The sequence below is a fragment of the Amycolatopsis tolypomycina genome (assembly GCF_900105945.1).
Taxonomy (GTDB): Bacteria; Actinomycetota; Actinomycetes; order Mycobacteriales; family Pseudonocardiaceae; genus Amycolatopsis; species Amycolatopsis tolypomycina.
The window spans coordinates 7,393,212-7,409,670 of sequence record NZ_FNSO01000004.1 but is presented as its reverse complement, the minus strand read 5'-3'; the positions used below and the strand labels follow the sequence as shown (position 1 = coordinate 7,409,670).

Genomic DNA, 16,459 nt, shown 5'->3' with positions numbered 1-16,459 from the left:
GTTAGGCTCTGCGCCCATGACGGGCGCCGCAACCTCCCAGACGTTCAGAACCGCCATCGTGCCTGCCGCCGGCCTCGGGACACGGTTCCTCCCGGCGACGAAGGCCGTCCCCAAGGAACTCCTGCCGGTGGTGGACACCCCCGGCATCGAGCTGGTCGCGGCCGAGGCCGCCGCCGCCGGCGCGGAACGCCTGGTCATCGTGACTTCGCCGGGCAAGGACGCCGTGGTCCGGTACTTCGAGAAGCAGCCCGAGCTCGAGGCGAACCTCGAGAGCAAGGGCAAGACCGCCCTGCTCGAGAAGGTCCGCCGGGGCTCCGACCTCCTCGCTGTCGAGACGGCCATCCAAGAGCAGGCCCTCGGCCTCGGCCACGCCGTCGCCCAGGCCGAACCGAACCTGCGCCCGGACGACGAGGCCGTCGCCGTGCTGCTGCCCGACGACCTGGTGCTGCCCACCGGCGTGCTCGAGCGGATGAGCGCGGTCCGCGCCCAGTACGGCGGCAGCGTGCTCTGCGCGTTCGACATCCCGAAGGCCGAGATCTCGCCGTACGGCGTCTTCGACGTCACCGACACCGACGACGATGACGTCAAGCGGGTGCACGGGATGGTCGAGAAGCCGAAGCCGGAGGACGCGCCGTCGACCTACGCCGCGGCCGGGCGGTACCTGCTCGACCGGGCGATCTTCGACGCGCTCAAGCGGATCACCCCGGGCAGCGGCGGCGAGCTGCAGCTGACCGACGCGGTCGCGCTGCTGATCAGCGAGGGACACCCGGTGCACGTCGTCGTCCACCGCGGCGGACGCCACGACCTGGGGAATCCGGGTGGTTTCCTGCGCGCCGCGGTCGATTTCGCGCTTGAAACGCCGGAGTACGGGCCATCTTTACGAGCGTGGCTGACGGAACGGATCGGGACAGAGCGCCCATGACGGAATCCCTCGACGCGGCGCGGCCCGAGGTGGCTGGGGACGAGGCCGAGCTGCGCTCGGTCGACGCGCAGATCTCGATGACCTTGGACGCCGCCGTCCGGCCGCAGCCGGTGCGGGTGGCGATCTCCGAGACCCAGGGCCTGCTCTGCGCCGAGGAGGTGGTCGCCGAGCACGCGCTGCCCGGCTTCGACCAGGCCGCGATCGACGGGTACGCGGTGCGCAGCGTCGACGTGCGCAACGCCGGGCAGGAGCCGGTGCAGCTGCCGGTCGTCGGGGAGATCGCGGCGGGCTCGCGCCAGCCGCGGCGGCTCCAGCCCGGCCAGGCCGTCCGGGTCGACACCGGCGCGCCGCTGCCGACGCTGGCCGACGCCGTCGTGCCGCTCGCCTACACCGACGGGCACCAGGCCAAGGTCACGGTGCACCGCTCGGTGCCGTCGGCGGGGTACGTGCGGCGGGCCGGCGAGGACGTCCAGATCGGCGACGTCGCGGTGCGCCGCGGCGACACGATCGGCTCGGCCCAGGTCGGCCTGCTGGCCGCGGTCGGCCGGGCGAAGGTCCTCGTCTACCCGCGGCCGCGGGTGTCGATCGTGTCGGTCGGCGACGAGCTGGTCGACATCGACCGGACGCCGTCGGTCGGGCAGGTCTACGACGTCAACTCCTACGCGCTGGCCGCGGCCGCCCGGGACGCGGGCGCCGAGGTCAGCCGGGTCGGCATCGTGCCGAGCGAGCCGAAACGGCTGCGGGAGGTCGTCGAGGGACGGCTGCTGATGTCCGAGATCGTGGTGGTCGCGGGCGGCGCCGGGGGCGCCACCGGTGACGAGGTCCACGCCGCGCTGTCCGACCTCGGCCGGATCGACATGACGCGGGTGGCGATGCACCCCGGCTCGGTGCAGGGGTTCGGCAGGCTGGGTCCCGACTCGGTGCCGACGTTCCTCATCCCGGGCAACCCGATGAGCGCGCTGGTGGTGTTCGAGGTGCTGGTGCGGCCGCTGATCCGGGCGGCGCGCGGCACCCGCAACCCGCACCGGCGGATCGTCGGCGCGCGGCTGCTGTCGCCGATCACCTCGACCGAGGGACGGCGCGGCTTCCTGCGTGGCCAGCTGCTGCGCGACGAGGCCAACGGCGAGTACCTGGTCCAGCCGCTCGGCCAGTCCGGCGCGCACCTGCTGGCGTCGCTGGCCGAGGCCAACTGCCTGATCAACGTGCCGGAGGAGGCGACCGACGTCGCCGCGGGCGAACAGGTCCAGGTCACCTTCCTGGCGCAACGGGCCTGATGAACTCCGTGTCGGGCGTGTCCTACCCCGTCGAAAGCCGGCACCCGGGCTGGCCGGCCCGGCTCGGCCCGCTGCGGGTGCCCGCGGGCGAGGTCGCGATCCGGCCGGTGCGGCTGCGCGACGCCGGCGAGTGGTCCCGGATCCGGCTGCGGGACCGCGCGCACCTCGAAATGTGGGAACCCACCGGCATCGGCCCGTGGCCGGAACGCAACGCCTTCTGGTCGTGGCCGTCGCAGTGGGCGGCGTTGCGTTCGCTCGCTCGGCGTGGTCAGTGTCTGCCGTTCACGATCACCCTGGACGGTCGTCTCGCGGGACAGATCACTGTGGGTAATGTCATCCGGGCGTCGCTGCGGTCGGCGTGGATCGGCTACTGGGTGTCCTCGGAAGTGGTCCGCGGCGGGGTCGCGACGGCCGCCGTCGCCCTCGTGACCGACCACGCCTTCGGCCCGGCCGGCCTGCACCGGCTGGAGGCCACCGTGCGTCCCGAAAACGCCGCCAGCCTGCGGGTTCTCACCAAGGCGGGCTACCGGCGAGAAGGCCTGTTCGAGCGCTACCTCGACGTGGCGGGGGCCTGGCGGGACCACTACTGCTACGCCATCACGCGCGAGGAAACCGGCCCCGGGCTGGTGTCGCGGCTCGCCGCGGCGGGCCGCGCCGACTACGCCTGAACGTGATTACCCACCTGGGCCCGTGGTCGCGTTACCACATGCTGTGAGTTTCACCTAATCCGGTGAGGCATTTCCGTGATCGAACCCGGCGAGCCTCCGCCTGATCTGTTACTCCTGTGACTAACGTGATTGATGGTGGAAGGATCGGGGGAGGTGACGGGAGATGCCCAGCTCCGTGATCATCGTCGCGCTCGCCGCGGCATGGCTCGTCGTACTCGTGCCCATGGTCGCGCGACGGCGACAGCAGGTGGCGAGGACGGCCGACTCGGCGCTCGCGGCCAGGGTCGTGCGCAGTGGACGCAACGAAGACCGGGAGGAATTCGCCATGTCCGACGATCCCGGGAAGTCCCGGCCCTCGGTCGAGGACGATCTCGCCGAACTCGAGGCCGACCTCGAACTCGACGACGACCTCGACGAGCCGGACGTCGAGCCCGAGCCGCTCCCGCAGCCGGCCCGCGACCGCCGCGCCGAACGCGACCGGCCCGGCTACCGGCCCGGCCGAGGCGGCTTCGACCCCGAAGCCGCCGAGATCGCGGCCCGCGCCAAGTACGGCTTCCGGCAGCGCATCGTCGTCATCCTGCTCGCGATCGCGGTGATCAGCGGCTTCGTCGCCGGCTTCGTCTTCCCGCTCGCCTGGTGGGGCCACGGCGCGATCGACGTCGTGCTCGTCGGGTACCTCGTGTACCTGCGCCGCCAGGTGCGCATCGAGGAGGAGATCCGGCAGCGCCGGCTGGCCCGCTTCAACAGCAGCCGCGCGCCTCGGCGCTCGTCCCCGGTGCCTTCGGGCTCGGGTTCGGCTTCGACGGACGACGAAGAGGACCACGCGGAAGCCGAGCACGTCGAGGTCGTCGAGCCGGTGCGCCGCGAGGTGGTCGAACGCCGCCCGTCCCCGACGTCCCGCGTCCGCCGCAGCGCCGTCGTCGTCGACCTCGACGACGAAGACCCGGCGTTCGAGGAGCTCGACGAGCCGGGCACTGGGCCTTACCGGCGGGCGGTCGGAGAGTGACCCCCCTGCGCGGGGTGCTCGTAGGGCTTTGCTAAGCTCTACGAGCACAACCAAGGGGCTGTAGCGCAGTTGGTAGCGCGTCTCGTTCGCATCGAGAAGGTCAGGGGTTCGATTCCCCTCAGCTCCACCCTGGAAGTCTTACTGCAACAAGGACCACCTGCATCGCGGGTGGTCCTTTTGTTTGTGCCGTCCGCGCCTGACGGCAACGGGCCGGGAAATCCGGTGGCAGCACGGTTTTGCGCGCACCCGCGCGGTAGACGCTCGGACTCGTTCGAATGCCGAACCGAAGGGTGTAGCCGACCTGGCTCGCCACCGACGCCACCGGCGGGCGAACGCCGCCCTGGATGCGCCCGCGACCACGAACGGCTCCGGACCACGGCCATCGCGTTGGGATCAGCCGCACCGGCTCGCCGTCTGGCCGGGTTGTCCGGGCGGGGCATCGAGGCGTACGGGCTGCTGGACGTGGAACAGGCGGTCCGCGAGTCCGGCGTGGGCCGGACGATCGCCGTGGCCGCCCGGGGCTGTGGTGCGCTGGTTGGACGTGATCGTCAGGAGGCCGGTGGGACCGCGTCGTTGTGCCGGCGGGCCAGCAGCCGCCGGTAGGCGGGCGCGTTCGCGGCGAGCTCGTCGTGTGTTCCTTCGGCGACGACGGTGCCGTCGTCGAGCAGGACGACGCGATCGGCGCGGCGGATCGTGGACAGCCGGTGGGCGATCACCAGGGTGGTCCGGGATCCGTGGGTGGCTTCCAGGCTCTCGTGCAGGGCACGTTCGCTTTCGGTGTCCAAACTGGACACCGCTTCGTCGAGCACGAGCACGGGCGCCTTGGTCAGCAACGCCCGCGCGATGGCGATGCGCTGGCGCTGCCCGCCGGACAGGACCGCGCCGCGTTCGCCGCAGCGGGTGTCGTAGCCGTCCGGCAGTGCGCGGATGAACTCGTGCGCGCCGGCGAGACGGGCGACGTCGTGGACCTCGGTGTCGGCGGCGTCGGGCCGGCCGAGGCGGATGTTGCCGGCGATCGTGTCGTCGAACAGGAAGATGTCCTGCGGGACAAGGGAAACGGTCCGGCTCAGGTCTTCGGTCGCCAGGTCGCGCAGGTCGACGCCGCCGATGCGGACCGCGCCCGTCGTGGTGTCCCAGAAGCGCAGCAGCAGGTGCGCGCACGTCGTCTTCCCCGCGCCGGAGCGCCCGACCAGTGCGACGGTTTCCCCGGGCTCGATCCGGAGGGACACGCCGCGGAGCACGTCGTCGGACTGGCCGGGGTAGCCGAATCGGACATCGTCGAACTCGACGGCGGGCACCGCGGCGCGAACCCGGTCCGGTGCCGCGGGCTCGTCGACGTGGGCGGGGTAGCCGACGATGGTGAGCACGCGGGCCGCCGCGGCCCGCACCTCGCCCAGGGTGCGGGCGGTGGCCGAGACGGTGGCGATCGGGGCCGGCGCGGAGGTGCCCAGCACGATCACCGCCGGTAGCCACTGGGGGGCCAGTGCACCCGCGCCGACCTGGGCGCCGGCGACGGTGGCCAGGACGAGCAGTCCGAGGCCGAGCAGGAGCTCGGTGGTCACCAGTTCGGCTCCGGCGCGGCGCGCGTAGCGGCGGTGTGCGGCGCCGAGTTCGTCGCCTCGGGCGAGCACACGCTCGGCGTAGTCACGCCCGCGGCGGGCCAGGGCGAGTTCCCGCAGGCCCTGGATGACATCCATCGTCTCGCCGGCCACCGCTCCGCCGGCAGCGCGCATCGACTGTCCTTGTTCGCCGGCCCGACGCGCGAGCACGGCGGGCACGGCGGCAACCAGGACCATCAGCACGGCCAGCACCAGCGCGCACAGCGGGTTGAGCACGGCGACGGTCACCAGTGCCGCGAGTGAGACGGCGATCGCGCCGACGTAGTCGCCGGCGGTGTGCGCGAAGAACAGTTCGGTGGCCGAGACGTCGTTCTTGGCGATGTCGGCGAGTTCGCCGGTCCGGCGACCCAGCAGCCGGCCCGGGGTGGCGCGGGCGATGCCGTCGACGATGCGCACCCGCAGTTCCTTGAGCAGCCGGTAAGCCCAGTCGTGACCGATGCCGGTTTGCCACCACTGGGCGAGGCCGGCGACGGCCACAGCGATGACGATCCCCGTCACGAGCGCGCCGCCGGCTCCGGTGTGTGCGGTCACGAGGGTGCCGAACAGGTATGCGGTGAGGGCGGGCAGCGCGACGATGGTGGCGTAGTAGAGCAGGCCCGAGCAGATGACGAGCCCGAACACGACGGGCCGGGACGCCATGTACGGCAGCAGCCGCCACAGTGGCCGGTCGATGGTCGCGGCAGAGGTACGCGTGGTCACAGGGTCGCTCCGGAGCGGACGAGGCGGTGGTAGGTCCCGCCGTTGTTCAGCAGGGTTTCGTGGGTGCCGCGTTCGACGACCGTGCCGTGGTCGAGGACGACGATCTCGTCGGCGTCGCGAACCGTGGCCAGCCGGTGCGCCACGATCATCACCGCCTTCTCGCGGGCGAGCCGGGCGATGGTGTCGTGCACGATCTGCTCGGTGCGGCCGTCCAGTGCGGCGGTCGCCTCGTCGAGGACCAGCACGGCCGGGTCGGCCAGCAGTGCCCTGGCGATCGCGACCCGTTGCCGCTGACCTCCGGACAGGGTGGTGCCGCGTTCGGATACCGGGGTGTCGAAACCCCGTGGCATGGTGGCGATGTCGGCGGACAAACCGGCGGCGGCCGCCGCGGCTTCGACCTCGTCGAGTGGCGCCCCGGGGCGGGCCAGCGCGATGTTCTCCCGCAGCGTCCCGGGGAACAGGTGGGTGTCCTGGCTGACCACCGCGACGTGCTGCCACCAGTACTCCTGCGGCAGCTCACGCAGGTCGATGCCGTCCACACCACCGCTGTCCACCACGATCCGGCCGGCGACCGGGTCGACCAGCCGCAGCACCAGCGACACCAAGGTGCTCTTGCCCGAGCCGGAGGCCCCGACCAGTCCGACCGTGCGCCCGGGCCGCAGTTCGAGGCACACGTCCGAGAGTGCGTTCTCGGCACGGCCGGGGTAGCGGAACGACACCTGCTCCAGCGTGATCCTCGACGGCGCGGTCGTCAGCGTGCCGGTGTGCGCCGGTTCGGGGATCGAGGGACGCTCGGCCAGGAACGCGTCCAACCCGGCGGCGGTGAGCGGGGCGGTCAGGCTCGCGTGCAGGTACTTGCCCGCCTCGTCGACGGGGGCGAACGCGACCAGCGTGATCAGCACGACCGTCACGGCGGGCACCGTGGCGATCCGGCCGTCCGCGGCGAGGAAGCCGGTTCGCACCACCACCGCCGCACCGGCGCCCGCGATCGCCCACCGCACGGCCAGCAGCTGGGTGAACAACGCGGTCAGGACCCGCATGCTCGCCACCCGCACCCGCTCGGCCTGGGCGGCCAGCCGGTCGCGCACCCGGCCGGTCGCGCCGAACGCCTTGGCGGTGGGCATGCCCTGCACGGCTTCGACGAAGCCGGCGTCCATCGCCGCGAGATCGACGAAGACGTTGTCGTGTCCCTTCCGGCCGATGCGGTTCCACAGTGGACGGGCGGTCTGCGCGATGACGAGTGCGAGTGCGATCAGCGTTCCGCCGATCGGGTCCACGATCCCGATCGCCAGCGCCGCCAGCAACGGGCCGATCCAGGACAGCAGCCGGGCCGGACCACCGCGCGCGACCGCCGTCTCCAGGGCCGAAGCACCCTCCACCAGGGTCGCCGCGACTTTTCCGCTGGGGTGGGTGGCAACGTAGGCAGGCCCCAAGGACAGCAGGTGTTCCAGCACCAGGCGCCGCACGCCGAGGGTCACCCGGTGTCCCGCCGCCTGCGCGATCGACTCGCCTGCCCACAGCAGAACCGCTCGCAGCAGCACCATCCCCGCGGCCAGCCACAACCCTTGCAGTGCCGTCTCCCAGGAACGGCCCGTCAGCGGGGCCGTGATCAGCACCGCCAGCGCAAAGGCCTGAACCAGGCGGGTCACCACCACCCCGATTCCCACCGCCACCGCGCCGGCCAGCCGGGCGCGCACGGTGCGGACGGCGAATCCCAGCACGCCTGACTCGCTCACGCCGGTCATGCGAACTCCCTTGGTGTGTCGAGTGCATCGGACGAGATGTGGTGGCCGCGCAGCCAGCGAGCCGTGATCCAGGTGCCGGCTGCCGCGAGCAGGACCGAGACACCGATCAGTGGCGGAAAGCCGACTGTTCCGGCCACGACCAGTCCCGCTGAGCTCATCGCGAGCCGTAGCACCCCGAGCACGGAGATCTGCAGCGTGAAGTCGGTGGCCGCCGAGGCAGGGCGGGTCAGGTCCATCGACACGGTGGAGACACACACCGCCGTCCCCGAGTAGCCCACCGACACGGCCAGCACGGCCGCCGCGTCCAGCGTGGCCGTGGACCCGCCCAGCGACAGGGGCAGCAACGACGCCAGCGCGAACACCCAGAACACGCCGACGGCGAGCGCGGACCGGCGCCGGCCCAGCCGCGTGACCAGCGCGCCGGCGCCGAACCCGGCCGCGAGTCCCACCAGGCCGGACAGCGTGCTCTGCACCAGCGCGATCCGATCCAGCGACCAGTGCGCGGCCAGCATCATCGGCGTCTGTACCGCGGTGGCCACGTACCCGCCGAGCGCGAACACCGGCACGACCAGCAGCGTCCACGTGCGTACCCGCCGCTGCCGGAACAACGTCACCAGCCCGGCGAACGGCCGCTCTCGCCGAGCCGGGTGCCCGTCAGCCGGTTCGGTCATGAACAGCAGCACCCCGAACGGCACGAGGAACAGCGCCGCCAGCACGCTGATCGTCACGCTCCAGCCCGCGTGCGAGTACAGCAGCAGCGCGCCACCGGAACCGAGCATGATCGACACACTGGCCATCCCGGTCTGGATGCCGTTGCCCAGGCCCCGGTCCCGCGGGGGCAGCAGCCGGACCGCCAGCCCGTTCATCGCCGTGTCGTGCACCGCCGACACCGCCAGTCCCACGGCCATGAGTGCCAGCACCACGGGCAGATCGCCCACCGGATCCAGCGGGACCAGCGTGAGCCACACCGCCACGAGCACGAGCTGCGTGGTCACCAGCCAGCCGCGGTAGTGACCGAGCCACCCGAACCGCACGCGATCGACGAGCGGTCCGACGAGGAACCGCCCCGCATACAGCAGCCCCAGCAGGTTGATCAACGCCAGCTGCCCGAGGTGCACCCCACCCTGCAACAGGATCGTGTTCAACGCCCCGAAGAAGAACGAGTAGCCGATATCGGCCACCAGGTACAGCGCGGCGATGGTGGCGAACCGCCGCCGTCGCGACAACCCCGGCCCGGCACCGGCCGCCACCGGAGGCGGCAGGCCCCCGACACGCTGCACCATCGACAACCTCCTCCTTCAGTGACTGACCGCCAGTCACATTAATGAACATGATTGTCAATGGCAAGCCGCTTGGCGGCGGCTCTGCCGCAACGGTCACAATGAGCGTGGTCAGCGGGCACGAGGAGGAAGGGCGATCGCGTGAGGCGGCGCACGGAGGCACCGGAACGACGACGCGGCGACCTGCTGGACGCCGCGCTGCAGATCGTGCTGGACAAAGGGGTCGCCGGGCTGACCGTGGACGAGGTGACGGCCCGCGCCGAGGTCGCCAAAGGCACCTTCTACCTGTACTTCCGCTCCAAGGAACAACTCCTCGGCGCGCTGCAGGACCGGTTCGTCGACGAACTCACCGCCCGCCAGCAGGCTGAACTCGGCCGGTTTCCGGCCGGCGACTGGATGGGCCGGCTGCTGCACTGGATGGAATCCGGCATCCGCGGCTACCTTGCCCACGCCGACCTGCACGACGCGCTGTTCCACCACCCCCGCAGCGCGGGGCACGGCCAGGCGGCCCGCCACGGACACGAAGCCGACCCGGCGATCAACCAGCACGCGGCCGCGCTCGCCGGCCTCCTCGAAGCCGGCACCGCGGCCGGCGCCTTCGCCCTGGCCGACCACCGAGCCGCCGCGATTCTGTTGTACAACACCATGCACGGCACCGCGGACTACCTCGTGGAGCGGGCCGGCCACCACGGGACGACCGGCTCCGCCGCGGACCTCGTCGACTCGGTGATCGCCGAAAGCCTGAACCTCTGCCGCCGCTACGTCGAGCCCGCGGGATCAGCCTCGTAAGCCTTTCGGGAGATCTTCGCGAGCTAGAAACCCTCGTACAAGGCGATTGCCTGCTCGTAGTCCCCGTCGCGGAAGGCCTTCGGCGGCAGGACGAAGTGCACGTAGCCGCCGTCGCCGAGGTCGTGGTGCCCGATGGTGATGAGGTGGCGGTACGGCTCCTTCAGCTGGGAAAAGCTGTTCTCCAGGTGCGGCCAGCCGAACGCCTGGTCGGGCGAGAACCGGACGCCCTCGTACCTGTACAGGCCCTGCGCCCGCTCGCAGAACTCGAGCCAGCGATCGCCGAGGCGGTCCGCGGCCAGCCAGCCCGGCATCGACCGGTAGTGGAGTGAGTCTTCGGTCTCCCCGCCGTAGTCCACCGTGTCGAGAACCGGGTCGTAGGAGACTCCCTGCATCGAGGGCAAGGTCACGACGGGAACCGCGTAAAACGGCTCCGGGGCGTGGATCGAGGCCGGCGCGGGTGCGGCCTCCTCAATGGCCAGTGCCGGGTCCGCCGGGATGATCCGGCAGAACCGCGGGCTCTCGAAGTCACGGAGAGGGGCGCCCTCGAGCACGTAACCACGCTGGACGTCCGGGTCGAAGTAAAAGATGTTCAGCAGCGCGTGGGGTGGGCGGTCGTCGCCGAGCCAGGCGCCGAGCGCGTCGACGTCCAGGACGGCGAACAGGCTGAGCGGAACGCCGTCGTACTCGGGCCACGGCGTGCCGGGGTTCAGCAACGCCGGACCGCCCCACCGGCCGAGGCCGGCCGCGGGAATGCCCGGCTTCACCGGACGCAGCCCGAACCCGGGTTTCGCCAGTGCCGCGACCTGTGTCCCGATGTGCTCGCCCAGGTGCTCGACGCACAGCTCCCGCACCCTCGCGCAGGCTTCCGCAAAGCTCGCCCAGCTCATCACGACATTCTGGGGCACCCGCCCGGTCGCGCGGAACCGGGCGGGTGGACACCGCCGCTACCTGCCGACCAGCTCGTGCATCCAGCCGGTGACCGCGTCGTGCAGCAGCGGCGCGTTGGGCGCGAAGTTGATCGAGTGCCCGTAGCCCGGCACCACAAAGGTGCGCAGCCTCGCCTCGGGCGAGTAGAACCCGGTTTCGCCCTGCCGCAGGCTTTCCGCGCTGGAGCAGTCGCTGGCCAGCGGGCCGCAGAACACGCCGTCCTGCTCGCCCATGGCCACCAGCACCGGCACGGTGATCCGCCTGCTGTAGGGGAGCACCAACCCGATCACGACGGCGTCCACGATCTCACCGGGCGCGATCAGGTCCTTGGTCGCCTCGTCCGCGTCGACGACCTGCTGGTCGAACGGGCCGGGGCTGTGGAACGCGCTGTACCGCATGCCCTGCATCGTCGTCAGGTACCCCGCGTCCAGCCCGACGACCTTGGACATCTTCTCGTCCAGCACCGCCGGGCTCAGCGCGACCAGCGTGGGCAGCACCGTCAGCGCGGCGACCCGGTGGGTGAACCCGGTGACCACCACGCCGTCCACGTCGCGGAAGCCGGCCGCCTCGATGATCGCCGTGGCCGAGCCGAGCGAGTGCCCGACGAGGACGATCCGGTCGAACCGGGGGCCCACCGCGCCCGTCCGCATCGCCTGGATGGCGTGGTGCACCGCGTTGGCCTGGGAAGTCGCGGACAGCAGCTCGCTCAGCGGCTTGGAGCTGCGTCCCGAGCCGACCCGGTCCACGGCCAGGGTGGCGTACCCGGCGTTGTTCACCGCCCGGCGGAACGAGCGGGTCGCCGCCAGGCCGGGTGGGTCGTAGTAGGCGGAGCTGTACGTCCCGCCGGGCACCAGCACCTGCAGGGTGCGGCTGCCGCCCGGCGGGACGCACAGCCTGCCGTACATGGTCTGGTCCTTGAGCCCGAGCAGGGGCACTTCCAGGAGTGACACGGGGATGTTCAGGTTCTGGCAGGCCGCCTCGGCGGCGGACGCCTGCGCTGGGGTGAGCACCGTACCGGCGCACAGCAGAGCCACCGCCGCGGTGGCGAGCCGGCGCAAGAGCAAACGCACGAGAACCTCCGTATTCCGTTGCAGGACAACTAATCCCGCCGGCGCACCGTCATCGGCATGCCGCGCGGGTAGGCGATGGTGGTGTAGCGCACCCGGACCGGGCCGACGGGTTCGAGGCGCCACCGCGCGAAGATCGTGGCCACCCCGATGACCACCTCGGCCCGGGCGAACAGGTGGCCGACGCACTGCCGGATCCCGTTGCCGAACGGGATGAACACCCCCGGCGGCAACGACCGCACCCGGTCGGTGGACCAGCGGTCCGGGTCGAAGGCGTCCGGGTGGTCCCAGTACCGGGGGTCGGTGTGCAGGGCGAGCGGGCTGAACATCACCTCGTCGCCGGGCCGCAGCCGCACCGGGCCGAGGTCGATCTCCTGCTCGGTCCGGCGCATCAGGATCCACAGCGCGTACATCCGCAGCACCTCGCTGACCACCTGGCCGGTGTATTCCAGCGCGGGCAGGTCGTCGAAGGTCACCGGTCGCCCGCCCAGCACCCGGTCCACCTCGGCCCGCACCCGGTCCGCCACGCCGGGGTGGCGCCCCAGCTCGTGGCAGGTCCAGGCCAGGATCAGCGCGGTGGTCTCGGTGCCCGCGGTGAGCAGGGTCATCACCTCGTCGTGCACCTGCTCCCGGGTCATCCGCTCCCCGGTCTCGGCGTCCCTGGCCAGCAGCAGGGTGGACAGCAGGTCGCCGTGGTCGGTGTCGGCGTCGCGGCTCGCCATCAGCTCGTGCACCACGGCCTTCATCCGCGCGGTGGCCTGGTCGAAGCGGCGGTTGACCGGCAGCGGCAGCTTCTCCACGAAGCCCGGGGCGAGCACCCGGTACATGCCCAGCCGGATGACCAGCGGGATCGAGCGGCGGGCCTCGCGGATCGCCTCCTCGCCCAGTTCGGTGCCGAACAGCGCCTCGCCCACGTTGGTCATGGCGAGTGCCTGCATGTCCGCGTCGATCTGCCGCACCTCGCCCGGGCGCCAGGACTCGGCGAGTGCGGTGGTCGCCCGGACCCAGATCCCGGCGTAGTGGCGCAGGTGCTGCCGGTCGAAGGCGGGCAGCATCAGCTTGCGCTGCCTGCGGTGGAAGGGGCCGTCGGAAAGGGCCAGCCCGTTGCCCGCGTACGGGCGGAATTTGCGGAACATGATCCCGCTGCCGAAGCTCGAACCGTTCGTCACGAGTACGCGGTGAACGAGTTCCGGATTCGTGAGGAAATATGTTTGAAGTGGCCCCATTGAAAGCTTGACCACATCGCCGTGTTCCCGCAGTCCCGCGGTGAACGGGACGGGACGGCGGACCAGCGCGAGTGTGTGTCCCAGCAAAGGCAGGCGGCCGGGCGCCACCCGGACGGGCACGAGAACTCCTTGGCATTGGTAAGAATCGGGAAGGTCGTCACCCTACGGGCCATTCAGTCGAGTCGACAGCACCCGATTGGGTAGTACCGGACCACGATTGACGGATTAGGCCGTTATTGCCGGAGTGGGTATGCTGTTCCGGCTTCCGAACGGATGAGGTGCGTGATGGTCAGTACCCGTGATTGGATCCCGGCCGGAGTGGATGTGACTTCGCCGAACGTCGCCCGGATCTACGACTACTGGCTCGGCGGCAGCCACAACTTCGAGACGGACCGCACCACCGCGGACCACCTCGAGCGGACCCTGCCCTGGATCCGGCAGTCGGTGCGGCTCAACCGCGCTTTCCTCGGCCGCGCGGTGCGCTTCATGGTCGCGCAAGGCATCCGCCAGTTCCTCGACCTGGGCGCGGGCATCCCCACCGTGGGCAACGTGCACGAGATCGCCCAGCGGGAAGCCCCCGAGGCTCGGGTGGTCTACGTCGACAAGGAGGCCGTGGCGGTCGCGCACGGCGAACTGCTGCTGGCGGGCAACGACCGCACCGGGGTCCTGCACGCGGACGTGCGCGACGTCGAGGCGGTGCTGGGGAGCCCGGAGGTCCGGCGGCTGATCGACTTCTCCGAGCCGGTCGGCCTGCTGTGCATGCTGCTGCTGCACTGGATCCCGGACGAGGACGACCCGGCCGGGCTCGTGCGCGCCTACCGGGAACCACTGGCTCCGGGCAGCCTGCTCGCCTTCACCCACGTCACGTCCGACGCGCACCGGGAGTCGTTCGCCGTGGCCAGCGACCAGATGGCCGCGCGGCGCGGCGAGGTGCCGCACACCCGTTCCCACGGCGAGATCCTGGGCCTGCTCGGCAACCTGGTGCTGGTCGAGCCGGGGCTGGTGGGCTGCGGCAGCTGGCGGCCGGCCGGGCCGACCGACATCGCCGAGGACCCGTCGTGGAACGAGCTGATCTACGCGGGCGTGGCGCGGAAGTCCTGAGCCCGTGACCGAACCCGGCAGACTGCCGATCCCGGAGCCGTCCGAAGACGGGCGCCGTCTGCTCGCGCGCAAGTGGGCCTACCTGCTGGCCGGGATCGGCTATGTGCCACTGGAGCACGCCGGCTTCGAGACCGAGCTGGCCGCGTTGCTGGACGCTCTCTGCGCCGAAGTCCACGAGAGCGGGCCGGAGCGCACCGGTTCGCCGGCGGCCGCGGGCGCCCGGCTGGCCGAGCTGAACTGCGCGGACGGGCCGGCGCTCACCGTCACCATGGACGTCCTGGGCAAGGGCCTGCTCAGGCTGCCCGAGTTCCAGCCCGCCGAAGAGTTCGCCGAACGCGTGGTGGGCGTGCTCGGCGCGCTGGCCGCGAGCGTGGTGACGGCCGTGCAGGGCGCCACCCTGGCCCAGCAGGAGGGCCTGAAGCTGTCGCTGCTCAAGGCCGTGCGGGACGCCAAGTACGAGCTGCGGACCGCGCAGGCGCGGTTCGACGAGGTGGCCACGTCCTCGGCCAGCGGCATCCTGGTCGCCGACCTGGACGGCACGCTGGTCACCGTGAACGCCGCGGCAGGCGTGATGCTCGGGCACGCCCCGGACGAGCTGACCGGGCGCGACCTGCTCGAGCTGGTGCACCCCGACTACGCGCCGGTGCTGCGCGAGGACTACCGCGCGCTGCTGGCCGGCAAGGTCAAGCGGATCAAGCAGTCCCAGCGGCTGCTGGACCGCGACGGCGACCCGGTGCCGGTGTCGTTGACCGCCTCGCTGCTGCGCGGCGCCGGGGACGAGCCCAGCCACTTCGTCACCGTGGTCGAGGACGGCACCGAGCTGGTGCTGCTGCAGAACGAGCTCAACCGGCAGGCCCTGCACGACGCGCTCACCGGCCTGCCCAACCGGCAGTGCTTCAGCACGCGGATGGAGACCGCGCTGCGCAAGGCCGATCCGAAGCTCGGCGTGACGCTGCTGCGGCTGGAGCTCGACGCCTTCTCGGTGGTGTGCGACGGCCTCGGCGAGCACGCGGCCGAGCAGTTGCTGGTCACCGTGGCGCAGCGGCTGAAGTCCGTGCTGGCCGGGGGAAAGGTCCTCGTTTCCCGGTTCGGCGGTGCGGAGTTCGCGGTGCTGGTGGAAAACGCGCCGGACACCCCGGACCCGGTGCGCCTGGTGCACGAGCTGCGCCAGGAACTGGCCGAGCCGACCTATGTGGACGGGCAGGGGCTGGCCCTGTCGGCCAGCGTCGGCGTGGTCAACCGGCCCGCGCAGGACCACGAGGCCGCCACGCTGCTGCGCGAGTCCCACCAGGCACTGCGCCGGGCCAAGGCCAACGGGCACGGGCAGTGGGAGCTGTCGCACCCGGACCAGAACCGGCTGGACCGCAGGACCGACGCGCTGGCCGCGGTCATGCCGGGCGCCTTCGAGCACGGGGACGTGCAGGCGCGGTACCGGCCGCTGGTGCGGCTGGCCGACGGCGCGGTGCACGGCGTGGAGGCCCAGCTCGGCTGGGCGCCGCCCGGGGAGGGCGCGCTGTCCGACCAGCGCTGCCGCGACTTGGCCGAGACCACCGGGCTGATGCTGTCGCTGGGCGAGTGGCTGCTGCGCACCGGCTGCCGTCAGGTGGGCTGGTGGCGGCAACGGCTGGACCGCGACCTGCGGTTGCTGGTCAGGCTGAGCCCGCACCAGGCAGCCGACACCGACCTGCTCACCCGGGTGGTCGGCGTGCTGGAGGAGACGCGGTTCCCGGCCGGGCGGCTGCTGGTCGAGCTGCCCGTGCCGGCGTTGGCCGCCGACCTCGGCGAGACGAGGGACAACCTGCGGGCGCTGGCCGACGTGGGCGTGCGCCCGGTGGTCAGCGCCGGCGTGCTGGCCGAGGTGGCCGACCTGCCGGTGCACGGCGTGCGGCTGGACTGCGGGCCGCTGGACGGGGTCGAGCCGGACTCGCCGGTGGTCGACGTGCTGCGGGAGCTGCCCGCGTTGGCGCACCGGGCCGGCGCGGAGGTGATCGTCGACGGCCTGACCTCCGCCGGGCACGCGCGGTTCTGGCTGGCCGCCGGGGCCGAGCTGGCCCTGGGTGAGCACTGCGGGGCGCCGTGCCGTCCGGAGGAGCTCGCGGCGGCTTTGGGCGTCCCCGGTTGGCGGACACCGTAGGC

Annotated in this window: 13 protein-coding genes and 1 tRNA gene; 8 read left to right on the top strand and 6 right to left on the bottom strand. The window is 71.9% G+C overall.

Annotation, left to right across the window (positions count from 1 at the left end; translation table 11 throughout):
• The first annotated feature begins 16 nt into the window (after window positions 1–16).
• The 5 genes from BLW76_RS43720 to BLW76_RS43700 all read left to right on the top strand — a co-directional run bounded on the left by BLW76_RS43720 (window position 17) and on the right by BLW76_RS43700 (window position 3,997).
• On the top strand, window positions 17–922 hold the full coding sequence (locus BLW76_RS43720) for a UTP--glucose-1-phosphate uridylyltransferase (protein ID WP_091318198.1): 906 nt from the start codon (window positions 17–19) through the stop codon (window positions 920–922).
• On the top strand, window positions 919–2,196 hold the full coding sequence (gene glp, locus BLW76_RS43715; protein WP_091318196.1) for a molybdotransferase-like divisome protein Glp: 1,278 nt from the start codon (window positions 919–921) through the stop codon (window positions 2,194–2,196). The genes BLW76_RS43720 and glp overlap by 4 nt, the downstream gene beginning before the upstream one ends.
• Window positions 2,196–2,864 (top strand): GNAT family N-acetyltransferase, encoded by a 669-nt coding sequence (locus BLW76_RS43710; protein WP_091318195.1) that lies wholly within the window; start codon window positions 2,196–2,198, stop codon window positions 2,862–2,864. The genes glp and BLW76_RS43710 overlap by 1 nt, the downstream gene beginning before the upstream one ends.
• Window positions 2,865–3,027: 163 nt before the next feature.
• Window positions 3,028–3,870 (top strand): divisome protein SepX/GlpR, encoded by an 843-nt coding sequence (gene sepX, locus BLW76_RS43705; RefSeq protein WP_091318193.1) that lies wholly within the window; start codon window positions 3,028–3,030, stop codon window positions 3,868–3,870.
• Between the two features lie 54 nt (window positions 3,871–3,924).
• A tRNA-Ala gene (locus BLW76_RS43700) sits at window positions 3,925–3,997 on the top strand.
• Window positions 3,998–4,418: 421 nt separating this feature from the next.
• Here the strand turns inward: BLW76_RS43700 and BLW76_RS43695 are convergent.
• The 3 genes from BLW76_RS43695 to BLW76_RS43685 are packed head-to-tail and all read right to left on the bottom strand — an operon-like array spanning window position 4,419 to window position 9,216.
• Complete coding sequence (locus tag BLW76_RS43695; RefSeq protein WP_091318192.1) at window positions 4,419–6,188, bottom strand: ABC transporter ATP-binding protein; 1,770 nt, start codon at window positions 6,186–6,188, stop codon at window positions 4,419–4,421.
• Window positions 6,185–7,933 carry an ABC transporter ATP-binding protein/permease gene (locus BLW76_RS43690; RefSeq protein WP_091318190.1) on the bottom strand — a complete coding sequence of 583 codons (1,749 nt, stop codon included), beginning with the start codon at window positions 7,931–7,933 and terminating at the stop codon, window positions 6,185–6,187. Before BLW76_RS43690 ends, BLW76_RS43695 begins: the two co-directional genes overlap by 4 nt.
• Window positions 7,930–9,216, bottom strand: coding sequence for an MFS transporter (locus BLW76_RS43685; protein ID WP_091318188.1), 1,287 nt, complete (start codon window positions 9,214–9,216; stop codon window positions 7,930–7,932). Before BLW76_RS43685 ends, BLW76_RS43690 begins: the two co-directional genes overlap by 4 nt.
• A 138-nt stretch (window positions 9,217–9,354) precedes the next feature.
• Here BLW76_RS43685 and BLW76_RS43680 point away from each other — a divergent pair, with 138 nt between their 5' ends.
• The gene (locus BLW76_RS43680) at window positions 9,355–10,002 is read left to right on the top strand and encodes a TetR/AcrR family transcriptional regulator (protein ID WP_091318187.1); all 648 of its coding nucleotides are present in this window, start codon (window positions 9,355–9,357) and stop codon (window positions 10,000–10,002) included.
• Window positions 10,003–10,025: 23 nt separating this feature from the next.
• Here BLW76_RS43680 and BLW76_RS43675 read toward each other — a convergent pair whose 3' ends face one another.
• From BLW76_RS43675 to BLW76_RS43665, 3 genes are read right to left on the bottom strand one after another with little or no spacing between them, the layout of a single operon-like run.
• Window positions 10,026–10,889, bottom strand: coding sequence for a DUF1963 domain-containing protein (locus BLW76_RS43675; RefSeq protein ID WP_143060800.1), 864 nt, complete (start codon window positions 10,887–10,889; stop codon window positions 10,026–10,028).
• Window positions 10,890–10,946: 57 nt separating this feature from the next.
• Window positions 10,947–11,999 (bottom strand): alpha/beta hydrolase, encoded by a 1,053-nt coding sequence (locus BLW76_RS43670; protein ID WP_244170600.1) that lies wholly within the window; start codon window positions 11,997–11,999, stop codon window positions 10,947–10,949.
• Window positions 12,000–12,028: 29 nt separating this feature from the next.
• Window positions 12,029–13,342, bottom strand: coding sequence for a cytochrome P450 (locus BLW76_RS43665; protein ID WP_091318183.1), 1,314 nt, complete (start codon window positions 13,340–13,342; stop codon window positions 12,029–12,031).
• A gap of 153 nt (window positions 13,343–13,495) precedes the next feature.
• Between BLW76_RS43665 and BLW76_RS43660 the strand changes: the two genes are divergently transcribed.
• Entirely contained in the window at window positions 13,496–14,323 is an 828-nt protein-coding gene (locus tag BLW76_RS43660) for an SAM-dependent methyltransferase (protein WP_341866544.1), read from the top strand.
• Between the two features lie 4 nt (window positions 14,324–14,327).
• Window positions 14,328–16,457 (top strand): putative bifunctional diguanylate cyclase/phosphodiesterase, encoded by a 2,130-nt coding sequence (locus BLW76_RS43655; protein WP_244170599.1) that lies wholly within the window; start codon window positions 14,328–14,330, stop codon window positions 16,455–16,457.
• The last annotated feature ends 2 nt before the right edge of the window (window positions 16,458–16,459 follow it).